The 20,109-nt window shown below is 67.8% G+C and carries 15 protein-coding genes; 4 read left to right on the top strand and 11 right to left on the bottom strand.

What is annotated here, in order from left to right:
• Positions 1-142: 142 nt before the first annotated feature.
• On the bottom strand, positions 143-1,612 hold the full coding sequence (locus tag AC07NI_RS08580; RefSeq protein WP_494617783.1) for a serine hydrolase: 1,470 nt from the start codon (positions 1,610-1,612) through the stop codon (positions 143-145).
• 143 nt (positions 1,613-1,755) lie between these two features.
• Between AC07NI_RS08580 and AC07NI_RS08575 the strand changes: the two genes are divergently transcribed.
• The 4 genes from AC07NI_RS08575 (at position 1,756) to AC07NI_RS08560 (ending at position 6,546) form a co-directional block, all read left to right on the top strand.
• Positions 1,756-2,352, top strand: coding sequence for a TetR/AcrR family transcriptional regulator (locus tag AC07NI_RS08575; protein ID WP_494617782.1), 597 nt, complete (start codon positions 1,756-1,758; stop codon positions 2,350-2,352).
• Positions 2,353-2,444: 92 nt separating this feature from the next.
• Complete coding sequence (locus AC07NI_RS08570; RefSeq protein WP_494617781.1) at positions 2,445-3,056, top strand: glutathione S-transferase family protein; 612 nt, start codon at positions 2,445-2,447, stop codon at positions 3,054-3,056.
• 251 nt (positions 3,057-3,307) lie between these two features.
• The gene (locus AC07NI_RS08565; protein WP_494617780.1) at positions 3,308-5,632 is read left to right on the top strand and encodes a TonB-dependent receptor; all 2,325 of its coding nucleotides are present in this window, start codon (positions 3,308-3,310) and stop codon (positions 5,630-5,632) included.
• Between the two features lie 122 nt (positions 5,633-5,754).
• A complete protein-coding gene (locus AC07NI_RS08560) occupies positions 5,755-6,546 on the top strand; it encodes a glutathione S-transferase family protein (protein ID WP_494617779.1) in 792 nt (263 codons plus the stop codon).
• A gap of 151 nt (positions 6,547-6,697) precedes the next feature.
• Here the strand turns inward: AC07NI_RS08560 and AC07NI_RS08555 are convergent, their stop codons facing one another.
• The 10 genes from AC07NI_RS08555 to AC07NI_RS08510 all read right to left on the bottom strand — a co-directional run bounded on the left by AC07NI_RS08555 (position 6,698) and on the right by AC07NI_RS08510 (position 19,991).
• Positions 6,698-9,376 (bottom strand): protein kinase domain-containing protein, encoded by a 2,679-nt coding sequence (locus tag AC07NI_RS08555; protein WP_494617778.1) that lies wholly within the window; start codon positions 9,374-9,376, stop codon positions 6,698-6,700.
• 2 nt (positions 9,377-9,378) lie between these two features.
• Positions 9,379-12,072, bottom strand: a complete 2,694-nt coding sequence (gene tssH, locus AC07NI_RS08550; protein WP_494617777.1) for a type VI secretion system ATPase TssH — start codon at positions 12,070-12,072, stop codon at positions 9,379-9,381.
• Entirely contained in the window at positions 12,069-13,136 is a 1,068-nt protein-coding gene (tssG, locus tag AC07NI_RS08545; protein ID WP_494617776.1) for a type VI secretion system baseplate subunit TssG, read from the bottom strand. Before tssG ends, tssH begins: the two co-directional genes overlap by 4 nt.
• On the bottom strand, positions 13,100-14,965 hold the full coding sequence (gene tssF / locus AC07NI_RS08540; RefSeq protein WP_494617775.1) for a type VI secretion system baseplate subunit TssF: 1,866 nt from the start codon (positions 14,963-14,965) through the stop codon (positions 13,100-13,102). Before tssF ends, tssG begins: the two co-directional genes overlap by 37 nt.
• 3 nt (positions 14,966-14,968) lie before the next feature.
• A complete protein-coding gene (gene tssE, locus AC07NI_RS08535) occupies positions 14,969-15,502 on the bottom strand; it encodes a type VI secretion system baseplate subunit TssE (RefSeq protein WP_494617774.1) in 534 nt (177 codons plus the stop codon).
• On the bottom strand, positions 15,502-16,302 hold the full coding sequence (locus tag AC07NI_RS08530; protein WP_494617773.1) for a type VI secretion system accessory protein TagJ: 801 nt from the start codon (positions 16,300-16,302) through the stop codon (positions 15,502-15,504). The genes tssE and AC07NI_RS08530 overlap by 1 nt, the downstream gene beginning before the upstream one ends.
• A 28-nt stretch (positions 16,303-16,330) precedes the next feature.
• Entirely contained in the window at positions 16,331-16,813 is a 483-nt protein-coding gene (locus AC07NI_RS08525) for an Hcp family type VI secretion system effector (RefSeq protein WP_494617772.1), read from the bottom strand.
• Positions 16,814-16,848: 35 nt separating this feature from the next.
• Positions 16,849-18,342, bottom strand: coding sequence for a type VI secretion system contractile sheath large subunit (gene tssC, locus AC07NI_RS08520; RefSeq protein WP_494617771.1), 1,494 nt, complete (start codon positions 18,340-18,342; stop codon positions 16,849-16,851).
• A gap of 17 nt (positions 18,343-18,359) precedes the next feature.
• Positions 18,360-18,890, bottom strand: coding sequence for a type VI secretion system contractile sheath small subunit (tssB, locus tag AC07NI_RS08515; protein ID WP_494617770.1), 531 nt, complete (start codon positions 18,888-18,890; stop codon positions 18,360-18,362).
• Positions 18,891-18,977: 87 nt separating this feature from the next.
• Positions 18,978-19,991, bottom strand: a complete 1,014-nt coding sequence (locus AC07NI_RS08510) for a type VI secretion system protein TssA (protein WP_494617769.1) — start codon at positions 19,989-19,991, stop codon at positions 18,978-18,980.
• Positions 19,992-20,109 lie beyond the last annotated feature (118 nt).

Below are 20,109 nucleotides of genomic sequence, written 5' to 3'. Positions count from 1 at the left end.
GAAGATTGTCTTTGCAGGAGGCTGCTCGGGTTTTCAAGCGCGGGGCCGGGTGATGAGAACCCGAACGGTCTGGAGCTCAGGATGGCGGCTTCCGGCGGCACGCCATGGCGGCTCACGCTGCGTGTAGCCAGCCGTCGCCTCCCTAGACCGCCCTTAGCTTGCGAAGGTGATCGGTCGCGTTGCTGTTTTTCGGATTGAGCCGCAGCGAGCGATTGTAGTTCTCGATCGCGCCCGAGCGGTCCCCGGTGTCCTCGAGGACCTCGGCCAGGCTGTCATAGGCGTTCCAGCTGTCGACGAAGAGCGCCGCGTTCAGTCTCAGGATCGCCAGCGCCTGGCCAGGCTGATTCTGCTCCAGAAGCTTGTAACCCCAGGCGTTCAGCTCCTCTTCCTTCAGCTGGAACGACGGATTTCGCGCCCTCAGGTCGGCCACGACCTGCGGGGCCTTGTCGAACCCCTGTCGCAGCAATTCGCCGCGCAGGACCTTAAGTGTCGGCGACAGGCCGAACCCATTGGATTCGTGCATGTCGGGAATGTAGTAGGCGGCGACCTCGTCGACGAAATTCTCGGGATTGGCGCCCTGCAGGTTGGTCAGGACGATGACCGACAGATCGTCCTTCGGATAGACGAAGAAGGTCGACCGCATGCCGCCGATCGGTCCCGCCGCCGGATGCTCCGCGCGGGTCGTCACGGGCCAGCCCAGACCCGATCCGTTGAGCAATGGACTCATGCCGCCCGTCGTGCCGTCGTTCAGGACGACCGAGGTCCACAACGTCTCCAGGCTGGCCTTGTCCTTGAGCAGCTTGCCCGACTGCAGCGCGATCAGCCAGTTGGCCAGGTCGGTGGAGGTCGACAGGATCCCCGCCGCCGTCCGGAAATAGGGGGAGAAGGAAACGTGGATCGCCGAGAGGCGGTCGCCCTTGGTCCACACGCCGTCGACGTTCCGGAGGTAGGAATAGCCGCCGGCCGAGTGCGCGATGACGTCGGAGGAATCGCCGAACCGCGTGTGGGTCATGCCGGCCGGCTTGAACTGCCGCTCTTCGATGAACTGGGCGAAGGGCTGGCCGCTCAGCTTGTCGATGATCTTGCCCAGGATGACGTAGCCGGTCTGGTTGTAGCGGAAGCGCTCGCCCGCCTTGAATTCCAGCGGGAGCGTCTTGACCGCGGCCCAGGCCGACGCCTCGCTGCCGTCGCCGATCAGGTCTTCATGGCTGTCGATGATGTTCGGCAGGCCGGAAACATGGGCGAGGACCTGCTTGATGGTCACCGAGCGCCAGGCCGGCGGCAGATCGTCGAGATAATTCGAGATCGGATCATCGACCTGAAGCTTGCCCGCTTCGGCCAGCTGCATGATCGCGACGCCCGTGAACGCCTTGGTGCAGGAATTGATCGAGAAGACGCTTTCGGTGGACGCGGGCACGCCGTTGTCGACGTTCGCGACGCCATAGGCCGCGTTCTTGACGATCTTGCCGTGGCGGATGACGGCGACCTGCAGCGCTGGAATCCGCTCCTGGCGCATCTTCGCCTTCAGGAAGGCCGTCACCCCATCCGCGTCGGACTGGGCATGCGCTGGAAGCGCCAGGAACAGGCTGGCCAGCAGCAACAAGCGCTTCATCACGGAAATCCAACTGGAGATGGGCGCGCGTTGTCAGCTTAATATCACGCCAGCGCAATGGCTGGCGCGACACTGAGACCCGCCCTTGCTACTTCGAGCCCGCTTACGTCAAAAAGGGGGATGGTCGGAGTTTCGATGCGGGCATGACCCAGACACGTTTGAAGGGGGCGGAACGACGCGAACGCTTCCTGGATGCGGCGGCGCAGATCGTCATCGAGCAGGGCGTCGCGGCCGTCACCATGGATGGTGTCGCCGCGCTCACGGGTGTCACCAAGGCGCTGGGCTACCGCTATTTCAGCGATCGCGACGACCTGCTGACCGCGCTGTTCGACCGCGAGACCCAAATCTATGTCGAGCGCCTGGCGACGGAAGTCGGCCCGGCCTCGACCTTCGAAGAGTGGGTGCGCGGGGCTCTGAAATACTGGTGCCGTCGCGCCGACGAGCGCGGCGAGCTGTTCCTGCGCCTGGTCAGGGACTGCGGTCCCCTGGCGGAGCGGGCGCGCGCCAACCGCAAGGCCGACGCCGACGCCTGGGCGCTGGGCCTGCAGAAGGCCTTCGGCCTGCCCGCGCGACAGGCCAAGCAATATGCCTGGTTCATGGTCGCCGGAACGGCGGGGGCGCTGGACGCCCGCGATGGCGATGACGAGGCCATGATCGACGCGATCACCCTGGCGGTGGTCGCCGGCGCCAAGGCCCTGGCCAAGAAGTACGGCGAGCCTCGCCCCGCCAAGACCGCCTGAACGGTTGCTTCCGCAGTTAAGTGACGATACCGTTACTTAACTGCGGGGCGTTCAGACCTCGCACGGCGTAAAGCCGAAGGGGAGGCGACTACGTGAAGCTCTATGGCGAAGACAATCCCGCGCCCAATCCGCGCCGGGTCCGCATCTTCCTGGCCGAGAAGGGCCTGACCCTGGAGCACGAGCGCGTGCCGCTGGGCGAGCGCGCCCACAAGGCCGCCGGCTTCCTGGAGAAGAATTCGCTGGGCCAGGTGCCGGTCCTGGAGCTGGATGACGGTACGTTCCTGAGCGAGAGCGTCAGCATCTGCCGCTATTTCGAGGGCCTGCATCCGCAATCGCCGCTGTTTGGCGAGACCGCCCTGGAGCAGGCGACCATCGACATGTGGATCCGCCGCATCGAGTTCCAGTTGATGGCGCCGATCGCCCACATCTGGCGGCACACCCATCCGCTGACCGCCGGCCTGCTGACCCAGTACAAGGACTTCGGCGAGTCCAACCGGGCGCATGCCGACCGAATCTACCGCTGGCTGGATAGCGAACTGGCCGACAAGGTCTTCATCGCCGGCGAAGCCTACAGCATGGCCGACATCGTCGCCCTGACCACAGTGGACTTCGGACGGATGATCGGCGTCGCCATCCCCGAGGACTGCGGCCATGTCCGCGCCTGGCTCGAACGCGTCACCCAAAGGCCCAGCGCGACGGCCTGACGAACAATCGTTCAAAAGCGGTTGTCAGGTTCGTTAAGTGACGATAGCGTTACTTAAGCGTCTCGGGCCCGGACGCTGATCCACACCCTGGCGAGCTTCACGGTTCGCCCCGCCTTCCACGACCGCCTCCCGGCGGGCGGCGAGGGCGTGCGCCCGACAGATCACAAAAAGAAGCCGCACAGCGGCTCAAGGAGGAATGCGCCATGCCCTTCCAACCCCGCCCGCCGCGAGTCTTGAGGACGGATCTTCTGATGGGGGCGTCGGTCGGCGTCGCCATGATGCTTGCCGCCGGCAGCGCCCTGGCCGAGGACGACGCCTCGCGCGCCGCCAGCCCCGTCGTCATCGTCGACGAGATCATGGTCACCGCCCAGAAGCGGGCCGAAAACGTCCAGGACGTGCCGCTGGCCATCACCGCCGTGCGCGGCGAGGCGCTGGCCTCGATGAACATCACCCAGCCCCAGCAGCTGTCGCTGATCGACCCCAGCGTCCGCTTCAAGCAGAGCCTCAGCAGCAGCGCCTCGGGCCTGACGATCCGCGGGGTCGGCACCAGCAGCTTCTCGGCCGGCATCGAGCAGAGCATCTCCACGGTCGTCGATGGTGTAGTGCTGGCCGATCCCGCCAGCCTGGCCACCCTGGCGGATATCGAGCGGGTCGAGATCCTGCGCGGGCCACAGGGCATGCTGTTCGGCAAGAACGCCTCTGCGGGCCTGGTCCACTTCATCACCAATCGGCCCAAGCTGAACGAGAACAGCGGCGAGCTGCACCTGCAGTACGGCGAGCGAGGCGAGCAGGTCCTGCAGGCGATCGGCAATCTGGCGGTCAGCGACACCCTGGCCCTGCGCCTGGTGGCCACGCACAACCAGCGCGACGGCCTGATCCGCAACGTCGCCAAGGACAACGTCTTCACCGATCCCCAGGACGTCAGCACCCTGACCCTGAAGGCGCTGTGGCGACCGAGCGACGACCTGACCGTCTATTTCTCGGCCGACCGCACCGACAACGACGCGTTCTGCTGCTCGTCGACCTGGCGCAAGGTCACGCCCGGCTATGCGCCGGCGGTGACCAACGCCCGCTACGGCATCGTCGCCGGCCCGAACAACCTGCAGGTCGCCGCCAACGGTCCCTCGCAGGGCAAGTCGACCGCCCAGGGCGGCACGCTGCAGGTCGACTACGGGCTGGGCGACCTGACCCTGACCTCGATCAGCGCCTATCGCTCGGTCAAGCGCGAGGCTTTCTATGACGGCGACCTGACGCCGGTCAGCTATGTCGACATCAACGGCGGGGCAGGGAAGACCGACTGGCTCAGCCAGGAACTGCGCCTGACCTCGCCGATCGGCGAGCGGTTCGACTATGTCGCCGGCCTCTATCTCTACCACTCCAAGGCCTCGTCGCTGATCCGCCAGCGGGGGCAACTGAGCTGGATCACGCCCGCGACCAATGGCGTGGTCGTGCCGGTCATTCCCGGCGCGCCACTGGGCACGATCTTCGAGACCTCGACCTATAACGACATCAACTCGACCAGCTTCGCGGGCTTCGGCCAGGTCGGCCTGCACATCACGCCCAAGCTCGATCTGATCGCCGGCGTCCGGATCACCCGCGACGAGCTCACCCTGGACTATCACCGCGCCCCGACGCCCGGCGCGGTCTACATCCCCGGCTCGGTCACGCTGGACCTGCACCAGGAGGTCGAGAACACCAACACCTCGTGGCGGATCGGACCGCGCTACAACTTCAGCGACGACATCATGGCCTATGCGACGGTGTCGCGGGGCTACAAGGGCCCCGGCTTCAGCGGTCTGAGCGCCGCCAACAGCCTGGCCGACCAGCGCGTGCAGCCGGAGATCCCGACCAGCTACGAGGTCGGCATGAAGGCCGCGTTCCTGGATCGCCGCCTGATCGTCAACGCCAACGTCTACAGCACCACCGTCAAGAACTTCCAGGCCCAGGTCTCCGACCTGACCAGCGCCACCTATTCCTCGCGGATCACCAATGCCGGCGAGATCAAGACGCGGGGCTTCGAGGCAAACCTGATGGCGCGGCCGGCGAGCGGCCTCAGCATCACGGCGGGTCTGGCCTACACCCACGCCCGCTACGCCGACTTCAACGGTGTGCAGTGCTATTTCGGCCAGCCCAAGATCGCCCAGGGCGGGCCGTGCAGCGCGCCGCCGGCCACCCCCACCTCGCTGGACGGCTTCTTCAACGCCAAGGGCCTGAGCCTGGCGGGCGTGCCCGACTGGGTCTACGGCGTCAGCGCGGTCTATGAGCGGTCCTTGAGCCCTGGTCTGCGCGGCTTCTTCCAGGCCAACTGGAACTGGCAGAGCGACATCAACTACTCGATCAGCGGCGACCCGGGGACGATCCAGAAGGCCTATGGCCTGCTCGGCGGCCGCATCGGCGTCTCGGCGCCGGACAAGGCCTGGAGCGTGGCGCTGTACGCCAGCAACCTGCTGGACAAGCGCTACGCCGCCCAGATCACGCCGTCGCCGGTTACGGCTCTGAATCCGGGCGGTTACGTTCAGTACTTCAGCCCGGACTCCGTGCGTCGGGCCGGGATCAGCCTGGACGTCGCCTTCTAGCATCCGCTCACGCGGCGCCCTTGCCGGCGTCGCGTACGGGGCGGGACGGCCAGCGCGAGCCACGCGGCTGAAGACGTCTCGCCCCGCCTTCCTCACTCGCATCACCGCTCTGGGAGAGCCCAATGAAACAGTCCATGGGACGCCGCGCCTCGCTGGGCGCTCTGGCCGGCCTGGCCGCCGCGCCGCTGATCGCCTCGAAGGCCAGCGCCAAGCCCGCCGCGCCTTTGCCGCCGATCACAATCTACCATCTGGAGGGCCGCCGCTCCGAACGGATCGTCTGGCTGATGGAAGAGCTGGGCTTCCCCTACGAACTCAAGTTCAAGCGCGGCGATCTGGCCGGTTCCATGGCCCTGATCCGCGAATTCAGTCCCGTGGTGCCGATGGCGCCGACCGTGAAGTACGGCGACCAGGTGCTGGTCGAGTCCGGCGCGATCATCGAGCTGATCCTGGGCCGCCACGCCCCGGGACGCCTGCAGCCGGCCCTGGATAGCCGCGACTATCCCGACCACCTGATGTGGATGCACTACGCCGAGGGCAGCCTGGCGGCGCGCCTGTTCTCCGACTACCGCGCCTGGACGGCCCAGCCGCCCAAGCAGCGCTCGCGCCTGGTCGACTCCGAGGCCGTCGTGCAGTTCGCCGAGAATTTCCTCGCTCAGCATCCCTGGTTCGGCGGCGCGGCCTTCTCCGGCGCCGACATCATGATGATGTTCCCGCTCAACGCCGCGACCGGCCTGAACCTGGTCGAGGAGTCGCAGTTCCCGAACGTGGCCGCCTGGAAGGTCAGGATCGAGGCGCGTCCCGCCTATCAGCGCATGCTGGCCAAGGCGCGTCCCGACGGCATGATCGGCGGCCTCCCGCGCCTGCCGCAGCATGCGCCGGCAGGACCGCGGGAGACGCCGAAAGCGCCTGGATAGGTCAGGCTGCCCGGCGTCAGGCGTGTGTTAGTTTCGTCTCCGGGCGTCCGCTTTCTGGAGACGGGCCGGAGTCTGTTCCTGGCGCGGATCGGCAGGCGGCCAAGCGAAAGACCGCTAAGCGCCTGACCGCCGCTCCGATATCCGCGCCGCGCTACCCCTTGCAGTCCGACTTGCCGACGGTCTGCCATTTGCGGAAGCCCTTGCCCGTCTTGGCCTGGAGGTTGTCGCCGCTGCGCCGCAGTTCGATGTCGCCGGAACGGCCGGTCTGAACGTCGCAGCGTCCGGCGAAGACTTTCTCGACGCAGGCCGCTCTCGGCGCGTAGCCCAGTTCTTCCCAGGCGCCGCCGGCGAAGCGGCGACAGGCCACGTGGTCGGCGGGAAGCTTCTCGGGCTCTGGCGGCGGCGCGGCCACCACCGGCGCGGCGGCATTCGCGGCGGCCTCGGCGGCGGCGGCCTTCTGCGCGGCCTCGGCGAGCTTTTGGGCGCGCAGCGCGGCGGGATCCACGGCCGGGACATCCGGCTGGTCCGGCTGGTCATTGGCGAGCTGGAACCAGGCCATCTGCATCGTCCAGCCCCTAGACTTGGCGAGTTCGCCCAGGCGCTGGGCGAAGTCCCGCGGCGGCTTTGCGGCGACGCCCGGGCGGAGGCCGAGGTCGAAGGGGCCCGCGCCCTCGACCATCAGCAATCCGGCCAGGCCCGGCTCGCCCAGGCACATCGAGACGCGATGACGGCCGTTCCCCAGGTCCTGATAGAGATTGGGGTTGCGGGCGGCGAGCCTGTCCAGCAGTTCGCGGCTGGCGGCGAACTGCTCCAGGCGACCGGAGGGTTGGACGGCGACCAGGCTGTAGTTCTTTGACGGATCGGGCGCGATGTTGATGATCGGCTGCGCCCACAGGCCCTTGGGACAGCCCTGTATGCCCCGGTCGATCTCGAAGCGGGTCTGAAGGGCGACGACGGCGGGCGCGGCGACGGCTTTGGGATCGCGCGCGCCACGCGCCGCGTCGAGCAGGGGGCAGGCGGCTTGGTCGGCCGTCAGGAGGCCGGTGGAGTCGATCTGCAGGCCCGCCGAGCCGGCTTTGCGAGCGGCCGAGGCCACGGCGCGGTTCACGGCGGCCGGATCGCCGGCCGCGCCCGAGACGAGGATGCTGGTCGAGCCGTCGCCGGCCTGGCCGTGTCCGACGCTCAGCCATGAGCACGGGATGCTGGGTAGGGCGGCGGAGATGGCCTGCTCGGCGCGGACGACGCCAGCCGACGCCGGCGGCGCCTGGGCCGTCGAGGCGGGTTGGGCCGGCAGGCGTCCCTTCGGCTGTGAGGCCAGGATGGTGACGCCGACCCCGGCCACGACCACCGTCGCCACGGCGCCGACCGCGATCAGCTTGCGGCTTGGCCGGGCGCGGGCGCGCGAAGGCGCTTCGGGGGGCGGGGCCGGCGGCTTGACCTCATCGGCGGCCGCTCCGTACGCGAAGTCCATCGCCGGCGGGGCGGGGGACGTCTCGTCGTCATGATCGAAGGTCGCCGCGCGCGGGGCTGGTTCGTCGTCGTCTACGGGCGGAGCTTCCGCCTCGTGCTCAATCGCCGGCTGGACGTCCGCGGCGTCGATGGGCGGAGACGAAAAGGCGGCGCGCTCGGGAGGCGCGGCCACGTCGTTCGACGGCTCGGGGAGCGGAGACGGCGCGAACACCGTGCGGCCCTGGGGCGGTTCCTCGGGCGGGGCTTCCGGCGTTTCGAGCGGGAGGTCGGTCCGGGCCGCGATCGGCGGCGTGGTCTGTCCACGGGGCTCGGCGCCAAACCATGACGGCGGCTCGGAGCCGAAATGCACCACTGTGCGCTCGCCCTCGTCGACCAGGTCGGAGGCCAGGGAGTCGCGAGCCGAGACCCAGGTCGGCGTCGTCACCGGCGACGGTTCGTTCGACAGGTCCAGCGCGTCGAGCGCCGCGATCAGCTCCGCCATGGTCTGGGGGCGGTTGCTGGGATCAGGGCTCAGCATCCGCCCGAACAGCGGGCGTAAGGTCGCCGGCACGGCGTCGAGGTCCGGCCCGGCCCGGCGGCGATCGATCGCGTCGACCAGGGTCGCGCCCATGTCCGGCGCCTTGCCGCCAGCCAGGGCCAAGGCCACCAGGCCCAGGCTGTAGACGTCTGTCCACGGTCCGATGCGGCGGCCGAAATCCCCGAACTGCTCGGGCGCGACGTAGCCCAGCTTGCCCGCGAAGCCGTCGCCGACCACGGTCTGGGCGCCGATCTCCATGCTCTTGGCGATGCCGAAGTCGATGATCTTGGCGCGGTTGAGCACGCCGTCGGGCAGCAGGATGTTTTCCGGGGAGATGTCCCGGTGGATGGCGCCGTGGCTGTGGGCCGCCTCAAGCCCTTCGGCCAGGCGTCGCGTCAACCGCACCAGCTCCACCGTCGCGGGCGGCGGCCCCTTGCCGATCAGGTTGGTGAGGGGCGCGCCATCGATATAGTCGGTGACGATGTAGAGCAGGTCCTTGCGCGGCTCGCGGGCCAGCACGCGGTATTGGACCAGGGCCGGGTGCGCCAGGCTGATGAGGGTCTTGGCCTCCTTGCGGAACAGAGCCTGGACCTTCGGGTCGGCGGCCAGATGGGGCAGGATGACCTTGATCGCCACGCGCTCGTCGGCGTTGACGTTGACGCCCTCGTAGACCTCGCCCATGCCGCCCCGGGCGATGAAGCGCTTGACCTCGTAGATGCCGTTCAGGACGAAGCCGATCGGCAGGATGCCCTGGCGTCCAGCTTTTCGCGCGCCGCGCTTGCCCAACGAGGATTGGGTGAAGCCGGTGGTCGAGGCCACGTCGTCAGCGGGATCGTCGGACATACTCAGGCCACGGCTTCCTGGATCAGAGTGGCGTCGCTCTGCGGTGACGCTTCCACCTGTTCGAACGCGTAGGTGAAGGTTGAGTTCTCAACCGAGACGGTAATCTTCGCTATTTCTTCGCCGGCCATCTGCCGCTCCAGCAGGACGACCGACAATTCGGGCAGCATGGTGTTGGTCAGGATGGCGTCGATCATCCGGCCGCCCGACGCCACCTCGGTGCAGCGCGAAACGATCAGCGCCGCGACCGCCTGATCGTAGGCGAAGACGATGTCGTGGTTCTCGGCGATCCGCTTCTTGATGCGGTCGAGCTGCAGGCGGACGATGCCCTCCAGCATGGCCGGCGACAGCGGGTAGTAGGGCAGCACGATCAGGCGGCCCAGCAGCGCGGGCGGGAAGACCTTCAGCAGCTCCGGCCGCAGGGCCTGGGCCAGGGGCTCGGCTTCGGGCTTCATCTCCTCGTCCTCCGACAGCGAGGCGATCAGGTCGGAGCCGACATTGGAGGTCAGCAGGATCAGGGTGTTCTTGAAGTCGATATGGCGACCCTCGGAGTCGTCCATGTAGCCCTTGTCGAAGACCTGGAAGAACATCTCGTGGACGTCCGGGTGGGCCTTCTCGACCTCGTCGAGCAGCACCACGGAGTAGGGGCGGCGACGCACCGCCTCGGTCAGGACCCCGCCTTGCCCGTAGCCGACATAGCCGGCTGGCGCGCCCTTCAGGGTCGAGACCGTGTGTGCCTCTTGGAACTCGCTCATATTGATGACGATCAGGCTGTCGTCGCCCGAATAGAGCAGTTCGGCCAGGGCGTGCGCGGTCTCGGTCTTGCCGACGCCCGAGGGGCCGGCCAGCATGAAGACGCCGACCGGCTTGTTGGGATTGTCCAGCTTGGCGCGGCTGGTCTGGATGCGCTTGGCGATGGCGTCCATCGCGTGATCCTGGCCGACCACCCGGCGCTTGAGCTGGTCCGCCAGGGTCAGGACCGAGGCGATCTCGTCCTTGACCATCCGGCCCACCGGGATGCCGGTCCAGTCGCCGACCACGGCCGCGACGGCGTCGGCGTCGACCTCGGCGAAGACCATCGGACTGTCGCCCTGGACGGCGGTGACCGCGCGCAGGGCCGAGTCCAGCGCCGCCTTGCGGTCGGCGAGGTCGGGCGCGCTGGCGGCCTTGGCTTCGGCGAGCGCTTGGCGTGCGTCCTTCAGCGCGGCGATGGCGTCCTTCTCAGCCGCCCACTGGGTCTCGATCAGGTCTTGTTCGGACTGCGCGGCGGCGATCTCCTCCCGCAGCCGACCCACGCGGCCGTCACCGGTGTAGTGGCCCTCGGCTTCGCGGGTGGCGATCTCCAGCTCGACGGTCAGCAGTTCAACCCGGCGGCGACGGTTCTCGACGGCGGCGGGCGTCGCGTGCTGCGAGACCGCGACGCGGGCGCCGGCGGTGTCGAGCAGGCTGACGGCCTTGTCGGGCAGTTGGCGGGCCGGGACGTAGCGCTGCGACAGCTTCACGGCCGCCTCGACGGCTTCGTCCAGGATCACGACCTGATGGTGCTTCTCCATGGCCGGCGCGACCGACCGCAGCATCGAGACGGCGACGCTCGTCTCCGGCTCGCCGACACTGACGGTCTGGAAGCGGCGGGTCAGCGCCGGGTCCTTCTCGATATACTGCCGGTACTCGGACCAGGTGGTGGCCGCGATCGTGCGGAGGCGTCCGCGCGCCAGGGCGGGCTTGAGCAGGTTGGCCGCGTCGCCCGCGCCGGCCTGGCCGCCGGCCCCGATCAGGGTGTGCGCCTCGTCGATGAACAGGATGATCGGCCGGGGCGAGGACTCCACCTCGTCGATCACCTGGCGAAGCCGCTTCTCGAACTCGCCCTTCACGCCCGCGCCGGCCTGCAGCAGGCCGAGGTCCAGCGCACGCAGGGTGACGTCCTTCAGGGCCGGCGGCACGTCGCCGTCGACGATGCGGCGAGCCAGGCCTTCGACCACGGCCGTCTTGCCGACGCCGGCTTCGCCCGTGAGGATCGGGTTGTTCTGGCGTCGGCGCAACAGGATGTCGATGACCTGGCGAATCTCGGCGTCGCGACCGACGATGGCGTCGATCTCGCCCGAGCGGGCCTTGGCGGTGAGGTCGACCGAGTACTTGGCCAGGGTCTCGCCGCCGGCGGCGAAGGGATCGGCGGGGCCGCCCGCGATCTCGGCGACGCCTTCGGCGATCGGCGCGCCGCCGACCTCGGCGGAACCGGCCACGACCTGGTCGAAGCCGTCGGCCAGGGCGTCCGCGGCGATCTTGCGGAACTCCGGCGAGATCGAGAACAGGGCGTTGCGCAGGGTCGGGGTCTTCAGCATCCCGAACACCAGGTGGCCGGTGCGGACCTTGCCGGCCTGGAACATCAGCGAGGCGTAGAGCCAGCCCTTCTCGATCGCTTCCTCGATCTGCGGCGAGAAGTCGGAGATCGCCGTGGCGCCGCGGGGCAGGGCGTCCAGGGCGGCGACCACGTCGCGGACCAGCTTGACCTCGTCCAGGCCGAAACGGGTGCGGATGGCCCCGACGTCGTTGCGCGGATCCTGCAGCAGGACGTGGATCCAGTGCGCCAGCTCGACATACGGATTGCCCCGAAGCTTGCAGAAGCCTGTGGCCGTCTCGATGCTCTTGAGGCCCGTGGGGCTGAGGCGACCGAACAGCGCGGAGCGGTTGATCTCGGTCATGCGACACCTCTCGTGACTGTGGTGCTCTTGGCGGCGTTTCGGGCGCTGCGGGCGATCCGACGAGCGCTGGGGCCCAGGCGCGTCTCCGCGCGGGGACCGCGACCGAGCGGCGGATTCATCCAGCTGGTCCAGCCCAGACGCGCGCGACCGTCCAAGGCGGTCGGGCGCATCGCCGCCTCGCTGACCTCGACCTCCAGGTCCCACTCCAGGTGGGAGGGGGCGAACGAGTCCAGCGCCTCGGCCACGACGGCGAAGCGCGGGCCGCCAGGCATCAGGTCCTCGTAGTCGCGATAGGTGTCGACGTGGACGGCGATGCGGTAGGCGTCGGTGACCGTGCTGACGCGGCGACCGCAGACCGCATCGCCGCCCAGCTGGCTGAAGGCGCCGCCGAGGCGCGTCTGGTCAGCGACCTCGATGTCGCGCCAGCGGGGCTGGTACTCGATCAGGCGGACCGGCGAGCCCACCAGGTCGGCGACCGCGTCCTCGATCCCCGCCGCGCTGCGCCGCGAGGCGTAAAGGCCCGCATAGTAGAGACGCGCGCGGGCCGGGAACGCCGCGTCCTCGCGCACGCCGTCGGTGGCGCCGGTCAGGGCCGCCAGATAGCCGGCGAAGCGATCATCGCGCGGACGGTCGGCATTGGCGGCCGGGTTGGACTCGGCCCAGGCGCGGTAGAAGAACTGCAGCATGCGACCGGCGATGACGTCCAGGAACCGGCCGAACGGGTGGTTCTTGGCGTAGCGGCGCTCATAGTGCGCGAACTCGGTCATGTGCAGGGGCAGCGGCCCCATCGGCCCGGTCAGGCCGAACCAGTAGCCCTGGACACGGGTGCGGCCGCCGTTGACCGTGATGCTGTCCAGCGTCGATCCCGGGAACCCCAGCGCCGGGGTCTGGGCCAGGTCGACCAGGTTCTGGGACGGCAGGCGGGCGTCGCCGATCCGCGGCAGGTCCGCGGCGCGCGACTCCGCCGCGCGCAGAAGCCCGAACAGGCCGAACCGCCGCGCCTGTCCCGCCGCCCGGCGGAAAAAGTCTAGATGTTCCGACGTTCGCCCATTCTCGGGGGCCATTGCGCGAAGGTTCCTTCCTGGGGGCTGTCGAAGACGCTTTCGGTGAAGGCGTTGACGGTGGCGAACTCGCCGAGAAAGCGCTCCAGCACCGCCGAGAACAGGAACATCCGCCCGTTCTCGAAGGGCGCATCGTCCAGCTTCACGCGCAGGCGCTGTCCGCGGGCGAAGGCGGCGCGGCCTGCGCCGGGGACCCGTCGTGTCACGGGCTCGGAGCGGATCGCCAGCACGCCGTCGATTTGGCGACGCAGGTGCGGATCGTCGGTGCGGCCATACAGCGCCAGATGGTCGCGCAGCACCGACGGGTCGTCGTCATTGTCGAGCGCGAAGGCGGCGTAGTTCGGCGTCAGGTGGCCGATGACCCGCCAGGCGCCATCGCTGATGCCCATCGGCGGGCGCGGCTTGGTTGGCGGGCGAACGATCGTCGCGGCCTTGACGGGTACGCCGCTGATCCTGAAGTCAGTCGTCCCGCCGACGCGGAGGTTCTCGGCCAGTTCACGGTTGGTGACCAGGGCTCGCACGCCCAGTTCGTAGACGCCTTCCAGGCGCTTGGGCTCGCCGGGCGCGACCAAGCTTATCCAGGTCTCGGTGCCAAGATAGTCGGCCCGGCGGCGCAGGCGCTGCTCCTTGGTCGACAGGCGACGGTGGCGAAGACGCGTGACGTAGAACAGCGCCTCGCTCCAGTCGTAGAGCAGGCTGCCGAAGGCGTGCAGCGGAGCGACGGGACGAGCGTCGCCATTCTTCTGCGAATAGGCGGTGACGTTCAGGACGCGGTAGATCTCGAAGTCGAGCGGCCGGGTGCGATCGGCGATCAACTGATGTTCGTGGTCGAACTCGGTGATCGCGACGCGGTCGATCTGCTTTTCGAACAGATTGATGGCCGGGGTGGCGAAGAGACGGAAATTCGCCGGCGACACCGCCCCGGCGAGAGCGCTGGCCGAGCGGTTGAATAGGATCACGACCTCGCACTCGCCCTGGCAGCCGGCGAAGGCCCTGCCCAGCTCGCGCAGGCGCACGAACAGGAAGCGCTCGGGACAGGCGAAATATTCGGAGAGGATCCGGTAGCCCCGGAACGACCGACGGCCGTTGGGCAACAGGGCGCACTCCTCCTCGAAGCCATGCTGCTCGGCGACCGGCAGCTTGACCCAGGCCTTGGCGCCGGCGGCGGAATCCACCGAACGGGCGACGATGGCCGCGGCGTCGCCGATCAGCTGTCGATAGAGCTCGCCCGGCACCAGTTCCGAGCCGTCGAGATAGATCGGCAGGGAGTCCGGCGCGAAGGCCGACAGCGGGATGCCGCCCAGGCCGGCGAACTTCAGGCGCAGCCCGGCCTCGGCCCGCACGCCCGCCGCGCCGGCATAGGCCGAGACGGCCGCGCGGGTCGGCAGGTACTCGGCCTCGGTGATCCGCAGGGGCCACAGGGTGACGTCCTGGCCGGTGCGGAAGGTCACGGGCGTGGCCGCATCGTCGCGGCCCGTGGCCGACATCTCGGTCAGCCGCGGCACCTTGAAGCCCGCGGCGATCGCGTGATCGCCCTCGCGCGGCTCCAGCGCCACGACGCACATCGACGGCGTCGGCGCCAGGTAGTGCGGCTGGATGGCGTTCAGCAGGTGCTGGGTGAAATCCGGGAACTGGTCCTGCAGCTTCAGCTTCACCCGGGCCCCGAGGAAGGCGACGCCTTCCAGCAGGCGCTCGACATAGGGGTCGGTGTCGGCCGGGGCGTTCAGGCCCAGGCGACCGGCGACGGATTCGTATTCCTCGCCGAACTCCTTCGCCGTCTCGCGGAGATAGAGCAGCTCTTCGTTGTAGGCCCTGAGCAGTCGAGGATCCATGCGCTACTCCCGCAGGGTCGCCGAGCCGGTGTCGATCTCCACGTCCGTCTTGAACTCCACCGGCAAGGCCTTCACGGCGCTGGTGACGTCGGCGCGGATGATGAAGGTGACCGCGTTGGGCTTGGCGGCCGCGGTGGCGGCCGTCACCTCCAGTCGCCGCGGCGCGATGCGCGGCTCGTAGCGGCGAATGCCTTCCTTGATCTCGCGGGCCCGGGCCTGGATCGCGCCGCGTTGCAGCAGCTTGCCCGCCATGTCCGGCACGCCGTAGTTCAGCACCGAGGTCGCCACTTCGGGATAGGCCTTGAGGTTCTGGACCGAACCCAGGTGGGTGGTGTTGAGGATCCAGTTCAGTTCGCGCAGCACCGTCGCCCGCAAGGCGGACTCGTTGAAGCGCTCCAGCTTCATGATCGGATAGAGCCGCAGCGTGGACGCGCGGCTGACCTGGCCGGTCTCGATCTTGGGATCGTCGCGCACGCCTTCGATGTCGAGGTCGGCGACCAGCTTGTCGAACAGGGTGGGGTTGATCCGGGTCGCCATCACGCGAAAACCAGGCGACGCAAGGCCAGGACGCCGACCTCGTCGCCGCCGCCCAGCGACCACAGCTTCTGGCCCACGGCCTGGAGGCCCAGCGGGCCGTCTCGCCAATCGGTGGCGCGCGACAGCAGCAGGCTGGCGTCCGCTTCGTGAGGTGTCCCGGGATAGCGAGCCGGCAGCAGGGCGCCGACCGATCGCCCGGTCTTGAATTCGATCTCGACGGGCAGCCAGACAAGGTCGCGCAGGTCCTGGGGACCCTCGCTGGTGATCTGGGCGACGGCCTCGAAGGGGATCAGCCCCCAGCGGCCGTGGACGAAGGCCTCGAACGACGGGCCAAAGCGCGGGTCCGCGTCGGCGATCCAGTCGAAGGGCTGGTCGTTGAAATGTCCGGGCGTGTCGGGCGCGGCGTCGAAGGCGCGGTCGCGCCCGGCCTCGGCCTCGTCGTTCCGACCCTGAATGGCGGCGCCGAGCGCGGCCGCCAGGTCGCTCGTCCACGCCTCGCCGCCGACGAGCAAGGCGGGTGGGGCGCGGCCGGCGAAAGCCTCTTCGCGTTCGAGCTCTGCCTTGATCGCGGTGTTGTAGGCGACCACCAGCATCTGGGCCTCGGGCGAGAGTTGAGCCAGGGCCTTCAACTGAGCCAGGGCTTTGTCCCACTCGCCGAGCACGCAGAAGAATTGGAACAGGAACATACGGGCCGGCTGATCGTCCGGCGCGCGCTTGACCCTTTCGACAAGGGCCTTGCGCGCGCCGTCCAGATCGCCGGCACGCAGCAGGTCGTCGGCGTTCATCGTCATTGATTTCATGATCTCGCCGAGGACCGGCGCGAGCCGTTTAGAACTTTACGTTACCCGCGATATCCCACTTGAAGTCGCCGGTGCCGGCGGCCTTACCCGCCTGCGACTGCTCCTTGTAGGAGACCTCGACCTTGGCGAAGTTCAGCGAGACGTTCTCGGTGAGACGATCCTCGCCGCCGCTGCCGCCGGTCGAGACCGAGGTCACCAGCACGTCGGTCATGGTGATGGTGATGTATTCCAGCGGGTTCTCGCCGGCCTTGCGGACCACCAGGGTGGCCTTGCTGATGTGTTTGCCATTGGCGGCCGCCAAGAGCAGCGGCGACGTCGACAGGTCGACGTACTTCGTGAACGAGAGGTCCTGGACATTGACCTTGCCGGCGCCAGCGCCGCCGCCGACATGAGCGGTGCCCGAGTTCGTCAGACCCCAGCTCCAGGCCAGGATATCGATCTCTCCTTTGTGGGTGCTGTCCTTGGACTCGCCACTGATGCCTTCAAGTTTCAGGAACATATCCACGGCCATAAGGCGCTCTCCTCACGAGAAATGATTACTGATGACTAGTTCGCGCTCTTGGGGAGACGCGAAACCATGCTGAGCGACACGTCCATCCCCTCGAGTTGGTAGTGCGGCACCATGCGGAAAACACCGCGGTAGTAGCCGGGGTTCTCGGGGTCGGGGATGACATCCACCGAGGCGGATTTCAGGGGCTTGCGGGCCTTGTCTTCTTCGGTCGAGAAGTCGGGCTGCATGTCCACGTACTGCATGATCCAGGACTGAAGGTCGCTGGTCAGGGCCGGGGCCTCGCGGCTGCTGCCGATCCAGTCGCGCACCATGCACTTCAAGTAGTGGGCGAAGCGGCAGCTGGCGAAGATGTAGGGCAGGCGGGCCGACAGGTTGGCGCTGGCCGTGGCGTCCGCGTCCTCGTACGCCTTGGGGGCGTGCAGGGTCTGGGCGCCGATGAAGGTGGCCTGGTCGGTGTTCTTGCGGTGCACCAGGGCCATCAGTCCGGCCTTGGACAGTTCGGCCTCGCGCCGGTCCGAGATGGCGATCTCGGTCGGGCACTTGGCGTCCAGCGCGCCGTCGTCGGTCGGGAACATCGCCGTCGGCAGGTCCTCGACCGTGCCGCCGGACTCCACGCCCCGGATGCGTGTGCACCAGCCGTAGGTCTTGAAGGCCTCGGTGATCCGCACGCCCAGCGCATAGGACGCGTTCAGCCACAGATAGTTGTCGTGCTGGCCGCCGTCGGTGTCCTCCTCGAAGGCGAACTCCTCGACCGGCTCGCTGTTGGCGCCATACAGGGGGCGACCCAGGAAGCGGGGCAGGGTCAGCGCCATGTAGCGGCTGTCGTTCGAATTGCGGAACGAGCGCCACGCCATGTAGTCGGTGGCGTCGAACTGCTTGGCGATGTCACGCGGATTGGCCAGCTCCTGCCAGCTCTGCATGCCCAGCAATTCGGAGTCCGCCGCCGCGATGAACGGGGCGTGGGCCGCCGCGCCGATCTTGGCCAGGCCCTTCATCACCTCAATGTCGGGGGCGGTGTGATCGAACGCGTAGTCGCAGATGAATGCGCCATAGGGCTGGCCGCCCAGCTGGCCGAACTCGGCCTCGTAGATCTTCTTGAACAGTGGGCTCTGGTCCCAGGCCGCGTCGCGGAACTGCCGCAGCATCTTGCGGGTCTCGTCCTTCGACACGTTTAGCACGCGGACCTTCAGGTCCTTGCCCGTGGGGGTGTTGCCGACCAGGTACCAGAGGCCGCGCCAGGCGGACTCGAGCCTCTGGAACTCGGCGTTGTGGATGATCTTGTTGACCTGCTCGGTCAGCTTGCGATCGATCGCCGCCTTCAGGGCGTCGACGGTCGAGAAGACGTCGCCGCCGATGACCTGGGTGTCGACCAGCGCCTGCTGGGCCAGGGTCCGGACAGCCTCTTCGATCCGCGCCTGCTTGGCGTCGGTGTTGGGCTTGAACTCGCGCTGCAGCAGCGCGGTGAAGTCGTCGACCGTGACGGTCTCGTCGGCGACCGGGGCGACCGTCTGTTGAAGGGTCTCTGCCATCGAGGGGCTCCCTGGCCTTACGCGTTGCTGTCTGCGGCTTTGTCGGCTTCGGCGGGCGGCTTGGCCGCGGCCAGGGCCTTCATCAGCTCGGCGTCCTTCAGGACCTTGTCGAGCAGGTCCTGGGCGCCGTCCTTGCCGTCCATGTAGAGCATCAGGTCGTTGAGCTGCTGGCGGGCCTCGAGCAGCTTGGCCAGGGCCGGGACGTTCTTGGCCACCTGACCGGGCGAGAAGTCCTCCATCGACTTGAAGGTCAGATCGACGCCGATCTTGCCCTCGCCCGTCAGGGTGTTGTCGACCGTGAAGGCGGCGCGCGGGGCGATCGCCTCCATCTTCTGTTCGAAGTTGTCCATGTCGAATTCGACGAAGTCGCGCTTGTCCATCGGCTTCTTCTCGACGTTGGACTTGCCCGACAGGTCGGACATCACGCCGACCACGAACGGCAACTCAATCTTCTGGCGCGAGCCGAAGGTTTCGACCTCGTATTCGATGTGGACACGAGGTGCGCGGTTTTCTTTGATAAACCGCTGCCCGCCTTTATTTGACGCCATGATTAAGTCACCCGTAATTAGAGCTTACGTGGATATTCAAGGCTTGTTCGATCTCATTGAGATGTCAAGCGATGTTCTAATAATCTTTCAAGACTGTTCGCGTTGCTTTCGCGATTGCAGAACCGAGCGCGCCTCATCGAGGCTGCCGGGGGCGATATCTTCTAGGATCGTCATGAAGTCCTGACCCACCCATTCCCTCGCGCGGCGCATCAAGGTCAGGATCGGGTGTCCCGGCTCCTTGCGTTGGTAGTAGTCGCTGAGCGCATCGAGGGCCCGGATGACATCGTCCCGGGTCTCGATCCGCGCCGCCATAACGGCGACATTTGAAAAGCTTGACGGTGCAACGTGCGGCTGCACGGGTGGTTCCGAGGCTTCTTGCGCGATGGGCTCGGGGCTGAAGGCCTGGATGGCGCGACGCATCTGCCCCAGGGACTCGTAGGCGGCCTTGAAGTTGGTCCCGCCCGCCTCGTCGGCGTTGGACGTCAGCACCAGATCGGCGCGCCGGAGGTTGTCCGCGATCGCATCCAGGCGCTCGACGATCTCGTCCAGGCCCTCGTAGTGCAAATCCTCGAGGGCGGCGCGGAACATTCCGTAGCCTTCCTCGCTTTCACCTCTCAAGCGGAACCGTTCGAAGTCGTCGATCGAATAGCGGCCAAGGCGTGGATGATTGATCAGGGTGATCTTACGCAGCGGCGCCAGGAACTGCGCCTGGCTGACCAGGGAGTCGCAGGGGCCCTTGCGGCCCTGAAAGCCGTAGTCCTCGAGCCTTGGATGGACGCTGGGCCAGTAGGCCTCCAGCAGGCCCGAAAGGTTGCGCGCGCCCAGCTCGACTGTCTCGAGCTCACCGGCGCGGGCGCCGGCGCGACACAGATAGGCCGCCAGCCACAGGTCCTTGGTGCGGTCGCTCTGCTCGACGATGCGGTCGACGATCGTGCGCCAGTCGACCTCGGACGGCTGGCTCTCGACGCCCGAGGCGTCGATCGAGACCTCCGTTTCAAACGCCTGCTCGATCTCGTAGCGCCCCGGGTCGTAGGCGAGGTCGGGGCCGGTGGGGTCCTCGTCGGAGACCGGCGCCAACAGTCGACCGAGATCAAGCGCCATGTTCGAAGCCACTGCCGTTGTTCCGAACCCGGAATTCCTCAACCTCGGCTTGAGAGGTCAGGGTGTCGACGGGTGGCGCGAAGTGTGGCCAAAGAAACGAGTTTGGCAAGTGCATCTG

It is taken from the genome of Caulobacter sp. GW821-FHT10E02, from assembly GCF_059415225.1.
The sequence above is the reverse complement of the archived record's forward strand: the minus strand, read 5'-3'. Positions and strand labels throughout refer to the sequence as shown.